Genomic DNA, 13217 nt, shown 5'->3' with positions numbered 1-13217 from the left:
AGGGCGCCGGCTGGTCGTCGGTACGCCTTGAGTGTGCGCAGATTGCCCAAAACCCGCCGCCTCAGAATGGAAATCTGCCACCACTTAACTCGGGCCGAGGCGGAGCGCAGAGATCATTGGAGGTATTCGCCGCAGGCTTCGGTGAGGAAGTCGCCGGCGACTCCGCCCTCTTCGCCGAGGCTGATGGCGGTCTTCTGGATGCCCCACCACACGCGAGGCGAGCCGCCCCACTGCTGGCGGAACTCTTCCCGACGGCCGGGATCCTCGGCGAGGTCATCGGCGGCCAGCCCGATGCGGTCCTGAGCGTCATCGGCGGTGCAGCGCTTCTCGTCGTTCGGGCCCTTCGGGTCGAGCTCGGGGATGTCTTCGTCGTCGACGGTTGTCAGCGTGTAGGACGAGTTCCCGATCTCCTCGACGTCGAAGGTGCCGTGGATGAGCAGGAACGGGGACGCCCCGTCATCGACGTTGTCCGCATCGACGGTGACGCTGACGCTGTCGGGGCTGTCGGCAGTCACGGTCGTCTCGCCGGAATCGGGAACCTCGGGGTTGCCGGTGTGCACGTAGACCTTGAGGTAGGCCTCGGTCTTCTTCTCGGCCGCCTCGGCGAGGCCCTGCCACAGCGGGTCGGTGTCCTTCGCCCCACCCGGCGAGGAATCGACGATGGACACCTTCGGTGCATCGTCCGGCGTCTCGATCGGGGTGACCTCTTCTTTGCTCACCGAGGGGCGCGGCTGGGGCCGGGTCTCGTTGGGTGTCGCCACGCAGGCCGTCGTCGTGGCAGCAATCGCAGCGGCGGACAGCAGGGCAAGGGGGCGAAGTCGCATGGTTCCTCGAGGTGTCGTCAGCGTCCAGATGGTGTCGCTTCCAGCCTAGTGTGCGCGACGGCCCGTGCCCGGGTGGACGCGCGGCGAGGCGGCGAAAGCGGGGCGGGCGCGAGGCCTCTGCCCGGGCGAGAGGCTGCGTCCTGACGCCACAGACCTGACGCCACAGACCTGACGTCCGGCCGCGCCGTCCGGCCCTGCCCACTCAGCCGCGGCGTGCTGCGGCGATGAGTTCGCGCAGGCTCTTCCGCTGGGCACCTGCGGCATCGAAGTTCGCTTCGTCGAGCCACTGCTCATACGCCGATCGCAGGGCCGGCCATTCGCTGTCGATGATCGAGAACCACGTGGTGTCGCGGTTGCGGCCCTTGTACACGAGGTGCTGCCGGAACACCCCTTCGAAGGTGAACCCGAAGCGTTCGGCAGCGGCATTCGACGGGGCATTCGCGTCATCGCATTTCCACTCGAACCGTCGGAAACCGGAGGCGAAGGCGAGATCGGCGCAGAGGAAGAGCGCCTCGGTGGCCGCGCGAGTCCGGGCCAGCCCCGGACCCCAGAGGATGTGTCCGATTTCCATGACGCCGTTGGCGGCGTCGATGCGCATGAGCGCCTGCCGGCCCTCGGCCCGCCCCGTGGACCGGTCCACGACGGCGAAGAAGAGGGGATCAGACGACGTGGCCGCCTCGGCGATCCAGGAATCGAAGTCGCTGCGTTCGGTCTGCGGTGTCTGCGGCAGGTAGCGGAACCGCTCCTCGATCCCGTCCGGTGCCGAGACCGCGGAGAAGAGCGAATCGCCGTGGACGGTCGGATCGATGGGTTCGAGGTCGACATATCGACCGTGGACGGGTTCTCGCCGAGGCGGCTGTGCGCCCGGGAAATCCGTGAGGTCGTCGTGCATGGCTCAGTCCTCGCTGCCGTCGAAGCCGGTGGACAGCTCGCGCAGAAGTCCGGCGAGTTTGCGGCTGCCGGCGGGGGTGAGTCCGCTGAGGATCTCGCGCTCCTTCACCAGCAGATCGGCCAGGGCGGAATCGACGGTGGCACGGCCGCTCTCGGTGAGGTGGACGAGCACTCCGCGCCGATCGCCGGGGTCGGGGCGGCGTTCGACCCAACCGCGGGCGACGAGCCGGTCGATGCGATTGGTCATGGTGCCGCTCGTGACGAGTGTCTCTTGCAACAGTGTCGACGGGGAGAGTTGATAGGGCTCACCGGCTCGACGGAGGGCGGAGAGCACGTCGAAGGCCCAGCCCTCGATTCCGTAGTCGGAGAAGCTCGACTTCCGTGCCAGGTCCAACTGTCTGGCCAGACGCGAGACGCGGGAGAGGATCTCCATCGGGGAGACGTCGAGATCCGGACGCTCACGTCGCCAGGCTGCGACTATTCGATCCACTTCGTCCATGAATCGATTTTACGTCCATATCAAGAATCTTGAGCGCAAAGATACTTTTTGACGAGAGATTCCTTACGCTCAGGGTCTGTTTAACCTGCAGGTTTGGATGGACGGGTGCGTTTGGGAATATGGTTGTCCTTGGTTGTTGCATCCGTCAACGAACCTGCAGGGGCCAACCACCCGGCAGTGAGAGCGAAGGAATACACGTGGATCTTTTCGAGTATCAAGCACGTGACCTGTTCGAGAAGCACGGAGTGCCCGTGCTCAAGGCCCAGGTCGCGACGACGCCAGAAGCAGCGAAGAAGGCCGCCGAGGATCTTGGCGGCGGAGTCGTCGTCGTCAAGTCACAGGTCAAGATCGGCGGCCGTGGAAAGGCCGGCGGCGTCAAGGTCGCCAAGAACCCCGATGAGGCCGAGGCGCGTGCCAAGGACATCCTGGGACTCGACATCAAGGGCCACATCACCGAAAAGGTGATGATTGCCGAAGGTGCCGATATCGCGGAGGAGTACTATTTCTCCGTCCTCCTCGACCGGTCCAACCGCACCTATCTGGCCATGTGCTCGAAGGAAGGCGGAGTGGAGATCGAGCAGCTGGCGGTGGAACGTCCGGAAGCGCTCGCCAAGATCCCCGTGTCCGCCATCGACGGCATCAACGATGCCAAGGCAGCAGAGATCGCCGAGGCGGCCGGCTTCGACGCCGACACCGCCGCGAAGGTCGCCCCCGTGCTGACCAGCCTGTGGACCGTCTTCGAAAAGGAAGACGCCACCCTCGTCGAGGTCAACCCGCTGGTCAAGACCGGTGCCGGTGACATCATCGCCCTCGACGGCAAGGTCTCGCTCGATGACAACGCCGACTTCCGCCACGAGGAGCACGAGGAGCTGCGCGACATCAGCGCAGAGAACCCGCTGGAACTCAAGGCCAAGAAGCTCGACCTCAACTACGTCAAGCTCGACGGTGAGGTCGGAATCATCGGCAACGGCGCAGGACTGGTCATGTCGACCCTCGACGTCGTCGCCTACGCAGGTGAGAACCACAGCGGCGTCAAGCCCGCGAACTTCCTCGACATCGGAGGCGGCGCCTCGGCTGAGGTCATGGCCAACGGACTCGACGTCATCCTCGGCGATGACCAGGTGAAGTCCGTGTTCGTCAACGTCTTCGGCGGAATCACCGCCTGCGACGCTGTGGCCGACGGCATCGTCAAGGCCCTCGAGATCCTCGGCGACCAGGCCACCAAGCCGCTCGTTGTCCGCCTCGACGGCAACAACGTGGAGCAGGGACGCGCCATCCTGCAGAAGGCAGCGCACCCGCTCGTCACGCTCACTGACACGATGGACGGTGGAGCCGACAAGGCCGCCGAACTGGCTGCTGCCAAGTAAGGAAAGGTCTCTACAACAATGTCTATCTTCCTGAATTCCGATTCGAAGATCATCGTCCAGGGCATCACCGGCGGAGAGGGCTCGAAGCACACCGCTCGTATGCTCGCCGCCGGGTCGAACGTCGTCGGCGGTGTCAACGCCCGCAAGGCCGGCACCACCGTGACGCACAACGACAAGGACGGCAACGAGGTCGAACTCCCCGTCTTCGGTTCCGTCGCCGAGGCGATGGAAGCCACCGGTGCTGACGTGTCCGTGGCCTTCGTGCCGCCGGCATTCTCCAAGGACGCCGCGATCGAGGCCATCGACGCGAAGATCGGTCTGCTCGTCATCATCACCGAGGGCATCCCCGTGCAGGATTCGGCCGAGGTCTGGGCTCGTGCGCAGGCGGCCGGAAACGCCACCCGCATCATCGGGCCCAACTGCCCGGGCATCATCACCCCCGGTGAGTCGCTGGCCGGCATCATCCCGGCCAACATCACGAAGAAGGGCAAGCTGGGCCTCGTCTCGAAGTCCGGCACCCTGACCTACCAGATGATGTACGAGCTGCGTGACCTCGGCTTCTCGACCGCCATCGGCATCGGCGGAGACCCGGTCATCGGCACCACGCACATCGATGCGCTCGAAGCCTTCGAGGCCGATCCTGACACCGAAGCCATCGTCATGATCGGCGAGATCGGCGGAGACGCCGAAGAGCGTGCCGCCGCCTTCATCAAGGAGAACGTGACGAAGCCGGTCGTCGGCTACGTCGCAGGCTTCACCGCTCCCGAGGGCAAGACCATGGGCCACGCCGGCGCCATCGTCTCCGGCTCCTCGGGAACCGCTCAGGCCAAGAAGGAAGCCCTCGAGGCTGCAGGCGTCAAGGTCGGCAAGACCCCGACCGAGACCGCCGAACTCATGCGCGGACTCCTCGCCTGAGTCGCGTGAGACGCAACCGCTGCTGAGGGCGAGCCAGCCGATTTCGACCGGCTGGCTCGCTCTCAGTGCATACCAGCTGGCTCAAAGTGCAGGCGCCGCGCACGGCATAAATGCTCTGCGCATGCACGTTGAGCCAGCGGGTGTATGGAGAGGTGCGTGACGCCGGTGACTCCACTCCGGACAATTCGCCGCGCGTGGACCGCACCGCGCACCTCGCGCGACACGTACTAGTCTGAGATCGTGAACTCCCAGACACCTGATCAGACAACGCCGTCGACGAACCCCGCGGACACCCTCCCCGACATCGGCACCGCCGCCCCGCCCGTCGACACCAGACCGACCGCGCACCCGCGCAACTTCGGCTCCGACAACTGGGCCGGAGTCCACCCCGAAGTCATCACCGCCATCGCCGAGGCCAACGTCGGCCACACGCCCGGCTACGGCGGCGACCCGTGGACACAGCGCTTCCGCGACATCATGGCCCACCATTTCGGGCCCGAGGCCCAGGCGTTCCCCGTCTTCAACGGCACCGGAGCCAATGTCCTGGCCCTGCAGTCGGCGCTGCCGCGGTGGGCCGCAGTGATCACGGCCGCCTCGGCGCATATCAACTACGACGAAACCGGAGCCCCGGAGAAGGTCGGCGGGCTCAAGATCGTCGGTGCCGCCACCGAGAACGGCAAACTCACCCCCGAAACCATCACGGGTGCGATCATCGGCCGCGGCCACGAACACAATGCGCAGCCGCTGGCCGTGAGCATCTCCCAGTCCACCGAATGGGGCACGACCTACACCCCGGACGAGATCGCGGCGATCGCGGCCACCGCGCACGAGAACGACATGATCCTCCACGTCGACGGGTCCCGACTCGGCAATGCCGCCGCCCACCTCGGCGTCGGACTCGGCGACATCACGACTGTGGTCGGAGTCGACATCCTCAGCCTCGGCGGAACGAAGAACGGCCTGCTCGGTGCCGAGGCGGTCGTCGTTCTGAACCCCGACATCGGCCACGGAATGCGATTCCTGCGCAAGATGAACCTGCAGCTGGCCTCGAAGATGCGCTTCCTCTCCGCTCAGCTGAACGCACTGTACGAGGGCGATCTGTGGCGCAACTCCGCCACCCGGTCGAATGCGATGGCGCAGCACCTTGCCCACAGACTCGCCGAGGCGGCCGAACGCGACCGTGTCCCCGGGCTCGAGATCGTGCAGAAGGTCGAGTCGAACGTCGTGTTCGTCCGGATGCCCGCCGAGGTGGCCGCCCGGGCCCGGCAGACGTTCGCCTTCGCGGACTGGCCGTTGGCCAAGGACATCGTCCGCCTCATGTGTGCGTTCGATACGACGACCGAGGACGTCGACACCCTGGTCGCCGCCATCGTCGGTGACTGAAGGACCTCAAGCTCGGTTTCGGGCCCGGGCGAGGGTGACCGCACCGGCGACGAGGAAGACCGCGACGGGAAAGATCGCGCGGGGCCCCGATGCGATGAGCGACCATGCCATGAGCGGGACGAGCGCGAGATTGGCCACGCTCCACACTCGCAGTCCGGCGGTGCGGACGTAGGCGACGATGCACATGATGTAGATGATGACGAAGACGCCGCTGGCCGCGCCGATCATGTCGACGACGAGATCCGGTCTCACCAGGAGAATCACCAGCGACACCGTGAATCCGACGCTGAGGACCAGGATGGCCCGGCGCGGCGTCGCACCGGTTTCGACGGCCAAGGACCGCGGCAGAATCCGCTCCGTCGCGGCCACAGCGACGATGGTGGCCACGCCCCTGGTCCAGGCCACGGCATTGAGCGTGATCGCCAGGATCCCCATGGCGGCCAGGACGCTTGCGGCGACTCCTCCCCACGGCGTGGACCGCAGAGCGTCGACGATCCCGGTGACCGGATCGACCTGGCTCGACTGCGCCTGAACGGCCACGGTGAGGGTGAGGACGAGGACCAGCAGCAGTGCCAGCGAGATGATCGCCACCGGGGCGAAGTCACGCCGTGGATCCGGCAGCTCACGGGCGAGGAAGGTGAGATTCTCGAAGCCGATGAACGCCCAGAACGCGATGAGCGCCCCGGCGGGGATGAGGGCCAGCTCGGGGATGTCGGGGACGACGTCGGGCGTTCGGCTCGGGTGCAGCAGAGACCAGGCGACGACCGCGACGATGGCGATGACGAGGACCACCGCGCCGACGCGCTCGACAGTGCTGCCCAGCGACCGGCCGCGCAGATTGACGACGACGGCGAAGGCCATGAGCGCGGCGGCGATCGCGATCTCGGGAACGTCGATGGCCATGATGGCCGCGAGGTTCCGCGCCGCCATCACGGACCCCGAGGGCAGTCCGACGACCACGACCATCGAGAACATGAGGGGGACCATCTCCGCGGGACGACGCCCCAGCCCGACCCTGATCGTCTCGCGAAGAGGATCGGCGCTGTGCCCCGAGGCGGTGACGGTGTCGCCGAAGAGCATGAGCATGGGCAGGCAGACGAGCGCCGCGATGATCCAGGTGAGAGCGGCCGCGGCTCCGGACTCATGCAGGACAGCGGCCGGCACCGCGATGAGTCCGGCTCCGACGACGGATGACAGACCTGCGGCGACTCCCGGTCCGAGTGACCAGATCCTGGCCCACCCCGTCGAGTGCCCGTCGGGGGACCTCGGCGCGGGCGATTGTGATGCTGCGACCGAGGTCGCAGAGGCGCGTGGTGAAGTCATGACTCCACTCAACCGCCGATCGCAGAGAACCACGAGTGTCTTAAACGACACGTCTCACCGGTTTTCGGTCATAATGGGACGATGTTCACCGCAGCAGTGCTCATCAGAGACGGACTCTCCCTCTTCGAATTCGGCGTCACGGCCGAGGTCTTCGGGATCGACCGCACGGAAGTTGGGTCACCGCCGATCGACTTCCGCGTCTGCTCGGAGAGCGGACCGCGCTGGTTGGAGACCAAGCACGTCTCCGCAGTGCGGATCGAATCCACGCACGATCTCGAGGGCCTGAACGGAGCAGACGTCGTCATCGTCAGCGCCAGCCTGCCCCACACCGGCACCGAGGCGGAACGAGCGGCCCTCCGCCGTGCCCATGCGGAGGGAGCCGTGATCGTCTCACTGTGCAGCGGTGCCTTCCTGCTCGCCGGTGCGGGCCTCCTCGATGGGAGTCAGGCGAGCACTCACTGGCTGTTCGCCGACCAGTTGGCACGCGATTTCCCACGCATCGACGTCGTCGAGGCCAACCTGTTCACCGATGCGGGGCAGATCGTCACAGCCGCGGGCACCGCTGCGGCGATCGACACCTGTCTGCACATCGTCCGACGCGAGATCGGAGCAACGACGGCGCGATTGATCGCGCGGAGGATGGTCGTCGCACCGGCCCGCAGCGGAAACCAGCTGCAGTTCGTCGAGCGGCCGGTTCCCGCCGCCGCCGATCAGGGGCTCTCGGCCACGCTCGAGTGGGCGGCGAGCCGCCTCGGCGAGGACATCGACGCCCCTGCCCTGGCCCGGCACGCGAACGTGTCCGTACGGCAGCTGGGCAGACGGTTCCAGCAGGAGCTCGGAACGACACCGCTGCAGTGGATCACCCAGGAGAGGATCCGCGCAGCGCAGGAGCTGCTCGAGGTCAGCGATCTGTCGATCGAGGCGATCGGGCGGAAGGTCGGCTATTCGTCGGCGACCCAGCTGCGTGAGCACTTCCGCCGCTCGGTCGGGACGAGCCCCTCGCAGTATCGGGAGTCCTTCGCCGCGGCTACTTCTTCTTCCGTCGGTCGACCTTGACGGAGACGACGGGGACGTCGGAGTCGAGGATGATGCGCTGGGCCGTCGAGCCCATGATGAGCTTGCCGACGGGGGAGCGGCGGCGTGATCCGATGACGATCATGCGGGTGTCGGAGGTCGCCTCGGCCAGCGCCAGCAGCTCTTCGACGGGATCGTTGCCGCGGAGGAACTGAAGGATCTCGTGGGAGACTTCGGAGGACTTCAGAGTCTCCTTGAGCTCCTCGATGTCTTTGCTGGTGGCGACACCGCGTTCGTCGGGGGTCTCACCGATTCCGGCATTGAGCACGACGAGGACGTCGTCGAATGCGCGGGCCTGCTCGATGCCGAATTCGACAGCGGCCTTGCCTTCGGGCGAGGGGGAATAACCGACGAGGATTGTCATGATCTCTCCTGGTGCGACATTGGACGAAGCTCTCTCAACTACTAGCATATCCGCCCTGTTCGGACGGGTGGCTGTTCACTCCGCAGGGAGGGCTCCGCAGCTGACCCGCCGACTGCCGATCCCCTCACCGACGCTACTCTGCTCCGTCTGCATGAACGGAATGTTGGAATAATTGGGTATATGTTGGAACGTGATTGACAGCACGTGAATAGAGTCCTACTATCAGTCAAACCAACAGATAGCCACGTGGTTATTCGCCTGAACGACGATGAGCCGCGAGTAGGAAAGGGCCGGACGTGTTCGCTGAAGAACGGCAACGACGCATCGCTGAGCTGGTCAGCGAAGCAGGCCGGGTCAATGTCACCGATCTGGCCGCCGATTTCGACATCACCACGGAAACCGTCCGACGCGACCTCGCCGCCCTGGAAAAGGCCGGAGCCCTCCAGCGCGTCCATGGGGGAGCCGTACCGTGCCGTCCCCACAGCCTCGAAGAGCCGACCTTCGGCGACCGTGAGATCCACAATCTCGATGAGAAGACCGCGATCGCCCGGACCGCACTGAGTCTGCTGGAGGAGACGATGAGCATCTCCCTGGACGGCGGCACGACCTGCGCGGCCTTCGCCCGTGCGATCGCAGACCAAGCCACCGCGCGTCAGTCCGCCGGACAGTCCCCGCGACAGCTGCGCGTGATCACGAACTCGCTGTCCGTCATCGACAGTCTGGCCGGTGCTCCCGGCGTCGAGATCTTCGTTCTGCCCGGCCGCTTCCGCCCGGTCACCCGGGCCATGGTCGGACCGCAGACGATCACGGCCATCGACGGCCACCGCGTCGATCTCGCCGTGCTCGGCACCAACGGACTCAGCGACGACGGCGTCTCCACGCCCGACCACGACGAGGCGGCGACGAAGTCGGCGTTCGTGCACTCCGGACGTAAGGTCGCCGTGCTCGCCGATTCCGCAAAGTTCGATGCCGTCTCGCTTGTGCGGTTCGCCGAACTCGACCAGATCGATGTTCTCATCACCGACGAAGCGCCTGACGAGCCGATGGCGACCCACCTGGAGACCGCGGAAGTCGAGGTCGTCACTCCATGATCCTCACCCTCACAGCCAACCCCAGCCTCGACCGGACCATCGAACTGCCCGGCCCGGTTCTCCGCGGTCAGGTTCAGCGCGCAGTCTGGGCCGGACAGCAGCCCGGCGGCAAGGGAGTCAATGTCTCCCGTGCCGTGGCCGCCGCCGATCGTGACACTCTGGCGGTCCTGCCCGGAGACGTCGACGACCCGGTGCTCACCGGACTCGACGCGATCGGACTGGCTCATCGTTCCATTCCCACCGGCACACCGCTGCGGTCCAATATCACCGTCACCGAACCCGACGGCACGACGACGAAGATCAACGAACCAGGCTCACTCTTGAGCCCGCAGTCCCAGAACGCACTGCTCGACCTCGTTGCCGACCAGGCCGCCGGCGCGAGCTGGGTTGTCCTGGCCGGGTCGCTGCCGCCGGGAGTCGATGATGACTTCTACGCCCGTGCCATCGAACGCATCCGTGGGCTCGACGAGCCGCCGCTGATCGCCGTCGACACGTCCGGTGCTCCACTGGCTGCGGCCCTGACGGCCTCACCGGATCTCATCAAACCGAACGCCGAGGAACTCGCCGAACTCCTCAGTGCCGCAGGACTCCTGCGGGCTGCCGGTCTCCTCAACGCCGGAAAACCCCGGGGCGACGCTCGGCCGGACAGCGACAGAGGCGCGACCGAATCGTTCGAGGCCGCCGAACTTCGCAAGACCGCAGAAGCGCATGAGTCTGCCGCACCCCTCGAAACCGCAGACCTGCTCGCGATCGCCGGGCGCCTGGAATCCTCACCGCAGCTCACAGCCCGCGCCACATCGGCTCTGCTCACGGCAGGCGGCGCCCACCCACGATCGATCCTTGCAACTCTGGGCGCCGGTGGAGCAGTCCTCGCCCAGCCGGAGACCGCGTGGCATGCCCAGCATCCGCCGATGGACGTTGTCAGCACCGTGGGCGCAGGCGATTCCACCCTGGCCGGGTACCTGCTCGGACTGACAGGCGGTCGTGAACCCAGTGCAGCGCTGGCCCAGGCCGTCGCCTATGGGGCCGCGGCGGCCGGGCTGCGCGGCACCGGAGTGCCGAGCCCGGAGGACGCGCGGACCGACGCGGTGACCGTGACACCACTTGAACCAACCGTGGCAGCACCAGCAGCCGCGCCCGCAGCACAAGCTGCCGCACCCACCGACGACTCTTCCCACCGACATGAGGGCACAGTCCCCGAAACCGAGGAGGCACGATGACATCGCTCATCACAACAGAACTGGTGATCCTCGACGCGGATCAGGGGACGGAGTCGTCCGCTGTCATCCGCGCCCTGGCCGCCAAGATCGCAGAACAGGACCGCGCGAACTCAGCCGACGGGCTGGCCGCCGCGGCGATCGCCCGCGAAGAGAAGACCCCGACAGGTGTTCCCGGAGGCATCGCCATCCCGCACGCCCGCACCGAGGCGGTCACCGAACCCAGCCTCGCGATGGCCCGACTGAACCCTCCGGTGGACTTCGGTGCCAAGGACGGCCCCGCCGACCTCGTGTTCATGATCGCCGCCCCCGAAGGCGCCGGCAAGGACCACCTCAAGCTTCTGTCGAAGCTCGCGCGATCGTTGGTCAAGAAGGACTTCGTCGCCTCACTGCGCGCGGCTGCAACCGAGCAGGAGATCGTCGACCTCGTCGAAACCGCACTGGGCCTGCGCGAGACGCCCGAAGAGGCGACTCCCACCGGCGGAGCGCCGACCACCACCGAGCCGACCCCCACCGGCGGAGCGCCGACCACCACCGGCGGAGCGCCGACCACCACCGAGCCGATCCCCACATCAGCGGCCCCCACCGAATCCCCCGCATCCTCGACCGACAATCCCCGCCGCGTCGTCGCCGTCACGGCCTGCCCGACGGGAATTGCTCACACCTATATGGCCGCCGACGCGCTCGCCCAGGCCGGCTCCGAGATGGGCATCGACGTCGTCACCGAGACCCAGGGATCGAGCGGCACGACCCCGATCGACCAAGCCGTCATCGATGCCGCCGACGCCGTCGTCTTCGCCGTCGACGTCGACGTCCGCGACAAGGCACGGTTCGCCGGCAAACCCTATGTGCAGGTGCCGGTCAAGGCCGGGATCGATGATCCGCAGGGCCTCATCACGAAGGCCCTCGCCGAGGCGGACGCCCCCAACGGCCGCAGGCTCACCGCCGCTCACGCCGCCGACGACTCGTCCGATGCGCAGTCCGGCTCACGCGAAAGCGTCGGCGCCCATCTCAAACGTGTGCTGCTGACCGGCGTCAGCTATATGATCCCCTTCGTCGCCGCCGGCGGGCTGCTCATGGCCTTGGGCTTCCTCCTCGGCGGTTTCGACATCCCCGACTACGCCGAGGACATCGTCCTCGGCAACTCCCTGTGGAATCTGCCCACCGAATACGGCGACCTGGCCCTCGGACCCGTCGGCGCCTACTTAGGCGCCGTGGCCTTCCAGATCGGCAACCTGTCGATGAGCTTCCTCGTCGCCGCCCTGGCCGGATACATCGCCTTCGGAATCGCCGACCGGCCCGGAATCGCTCCCGGCTTCACCGTCGGCGCCGTCGCCGTGCTCATGGGCGCCGGCTTCATCGGCGGCATCATCGGCGGACTCCTCGCCGGCTACATCGCCCACTGGATCGGCTCCTTCGCCGCACCGAGGTGGCTGCGCGGACTCATGCCCGTCGTCATCATTCCGCTGGTGGCCTCCCTCGTCTCCTCGGGGCTGATGTTCATGGTCCTCGGCGGACCGATCAGCGCCCTGACCAAGGGCCTCGACAGCTGGCTGAGCTCGATGACGGGAACCGCCGCCGTCATCCTCGGGCTCATCCTCGGCACCATGATGGCCGTCGACCTGGGCGGCCCCGTCAACAAGGTCGCGTATTCGTTCGCCGTAGCCGGGCTCGCCGCAGGCTCCGTCGAGAACCCCGTGCCGTGGGAGATCATGGCCACGGTCATGGCCGCCGGAATGGTTCCGCCCCTGGCCATGGCGTTGGCCACCGCCGTCCGCCCGCGCATCTTCTCCCAGGCGGAGAAGGAGAACGGCAAGGCCGCCTGGCTGCTCGGCGCCGCGTTCATCTCCGAAGGCGCGATTCCCTTCGCCGCCTCCGATCCGCTGCGCGTGATCCCCGCATCGGTCGTCGGAGCCGGCGTCACCGGCGGCATGACGATGGCCTTCTCCGTCACCAGCCAGGCCCCGCACGGCGGAGTGTTCGTCTTCTTCGCCATCGACTCGTTCCTGCTGTTCCTGCTCTCCGTCGTCGTCGGCACGATCATCAGCGCCCTGCTCGTGCTCGCGCTCAAGATCTTCGTCCGCAAGGGCGGAGCGGCAGGCCTCGCCGAGGCGACCGCCCCGTCCGCAGCGACCGCGACCGCAGCCGCGACGACCGGTTCGACCACCGGATCCGGTTCAGCCGACGAGGCGAATCCGACTGAACCGGTATCGTCGAACGCTGACGCCACGCGAGTCTGAACGCCATAGTGCGAGAGGCAAGAGAGGAA

Annotated in this window: 12 protein-coding genes; 7 read left to right on the top strand and 5 right to left on the bottom strand. The window is 66.8% G+C overall.

Translation table 11 applies throughout. From position 1 onward, the window contains the following. Nucleotides 1-113 precede the first annotated feature (113 nt). From AD89_RS0110640 to AD89_RS0110630, 3 genes are all read right to left on the bottom strand, one after another. Nucleotides 114-824: a hypothetical protein gene (locus AD89_RS0110640; RefSeq protein ID WP_025778698.1), complete on the bottom strand. Its 711-nt coding sequence runs from the start codon at nt 822-824 to the stop codon at nt 114-116. Between the two features lie 202 nt (nt 825-1026). Beyond that, complete coding sequence (locus AD89_RS0110635) at nt 1027-1716, bottom strand: GNAT family N-acetyltransferase (RefSeq protein WP_025778697.1); 690 nt, start codon at nt 1714-1716, stop codon at nt 1027-1029. 3 nt (nt 1717-1719) lie between these two features. Next, nucleotides 1720-2214: a MarR family winged helix-turn-helix transcriptional regulator gene (locus AD89_RS0110630; RefSeq protein ID WP_025778695.1), complete on the bottom strand. Its 495-nt coding sequence runs from the start codon at nt 2212-2214 to the stop codon at nt 1720-1722. A 197-nt stretch (nt 2215-2411) separates the two neighbouring features. On the opposite strand from AD89_RS0110630, the gene sucC reads away from it, so the two are divergent. The 3 genes from sucC to AD89_RS0110615 all read left to right on the top strand — a co-directional run bounded on the left by sucC (nt 2412) and on the right by AD89_RS0110615 (nt 5879). Next, on the top strand, nt 2412-3581 hold the full coding sequence (gene sucC, locus AD89_RS0110625) for an ADP-forming succinate--CoA ligase subunit beta (RefSeq protein ID WP_025778692.1): 1170 nt from the start codon (nt 2412-2414) through the stop codon (nt 3579-3581). An 18-nt stretch (nt 3582-3599) separates the two neighbouring features. After that, complete coding sequence (sucD, locus tag AD89_RS0110620) at nt 3600-4496, top strand: succinate--CoA ligase subunit alpha (protein WP_025778691.1); 897 nt, start codon at nt 3600-3602, stop codon at nt 4494-4496. A 303-nt stretch (nt 4497-4799) separates the two neighbouring features. Beyond that, on the top strand, nt 4800-5879 hold the full coding sequence (locus AD89_RS0110615) for a threonine aldolase family protein (RefSeq protein ID WP_035320492.1): 1080 nt from the start codon (nt 4800-4802) through the stop codon (nt 5877-5879). Between the two features lie 6 nt (nt 5880-5885). Here the strand turns inward: AD89_RS0110615 and AD89_RS0110610 are convergent, their stop codons facing one another. After that, complete coding sequence (locus tag AD89_RS0110610) at nt 5886-7202, bottom strand: APC family permease (protein ID WP_025778686.1); 1317 nt, start codon at nt 7200-7202, stop codon at nt 5886-5888. A gap of 81 nt (nt 7203-7283) precedes the next feature. Between AD89_RS0110610 and AD89_RS0110605 the strand changes: the two genes are divergently transcribed. After that, the gene (locus tag AD89_RS0110605) at nt 7284-8258 is read left to right on the top strand and encodes a GlxA family transcriptional regulator (protein WP_025778684.1); all 975 of its coding nucleotides are present in this window, start codon (nt 7284-7286) and stop codon (nt 8256-8258) included. On the opposite strand, the gene AD89_RS0110600 is transcribed toward AD89_RS0110605, so the two are convergent. Beyond that, nucleotides 8230-8640, bottom strand: a complete 411-nt coding sequence (locus AD89_RS0110600; RefSeq protein ID WP_025778682.1) for a universal stress protein — start codon at nt 8638-8640, stop codon at nt 8230-8232. The two genes, AD89_RS0110605 and AD89_RS0110600, sit on opposite strands and share 29 nt — an antisense overlap. A gap of 296 nt (nt 8641-8936) precedes the next feature. Here AD89_RS0110600 and AD89_RS0110595 point away from each other — a divergent pair, with 296 nt between their 5' ends. The 3 genes from AD89_RS0110595 to AD89_RS0110585 are packed head-to-tail and all read left to right on the top strand — an operon-like array spanning nt 8937 to nt 13188. Further along, complete coding sequence (locus tag AD89_RS0110595) at nt 8937-9731, top strand: DeoR/GlpR family DNA-binding transcription regulator (RefSeq protein WP_025778681.1); 795 nt, start codon at nt 8937-8939, stop codon at nt 9729-9731. After that, entirely contained in the window at nt 9728-10951 is a 1224-nt protein-coding gene (locus tag AD89_RS0110590) for a 1-phosphofructokinase family hexose kinase (RefSeq protein WP_025778679.1), read from the top strand. Before AD89_RS0110595 ends, AD89_RS0110590 begins: the two co-directional genes overlap by 4 nt. Then, the gene (locus AD89_RS0110585) at nt 10948-13188 is read left to right on the top strand and encodes a PTS fructose transporter subunit IIABC (protein WP_025778677.1); all 2241 of its coding nucleotides are present in this window, start codon (nt 10948-10950) and stop codon (nt 13186-13188) included. Before AD89_RS0110590 ends, AD89_RS0110585 begins: the two co-directional genes overlap by 4 nt. Nucleotides 13189-13217: the final 29 nt, after the last annotated feature.

The sequence above is a fragment of the Brevibacterium sp. VCM10 genome (assembly GCF_000583215.1).
Taxonomy (GTDB): Bacteria; Actinomycetota; Actinomycetes; order Actinomycetales; family Brevibacteriaceae; genus Brevibacterium; species Brevibacterium linens.
The sequence above is the reverse complement of the archived record's forward strand: the minus strand, read 5'-3'. Positions and strand labels throughout refer to the sequence as shown.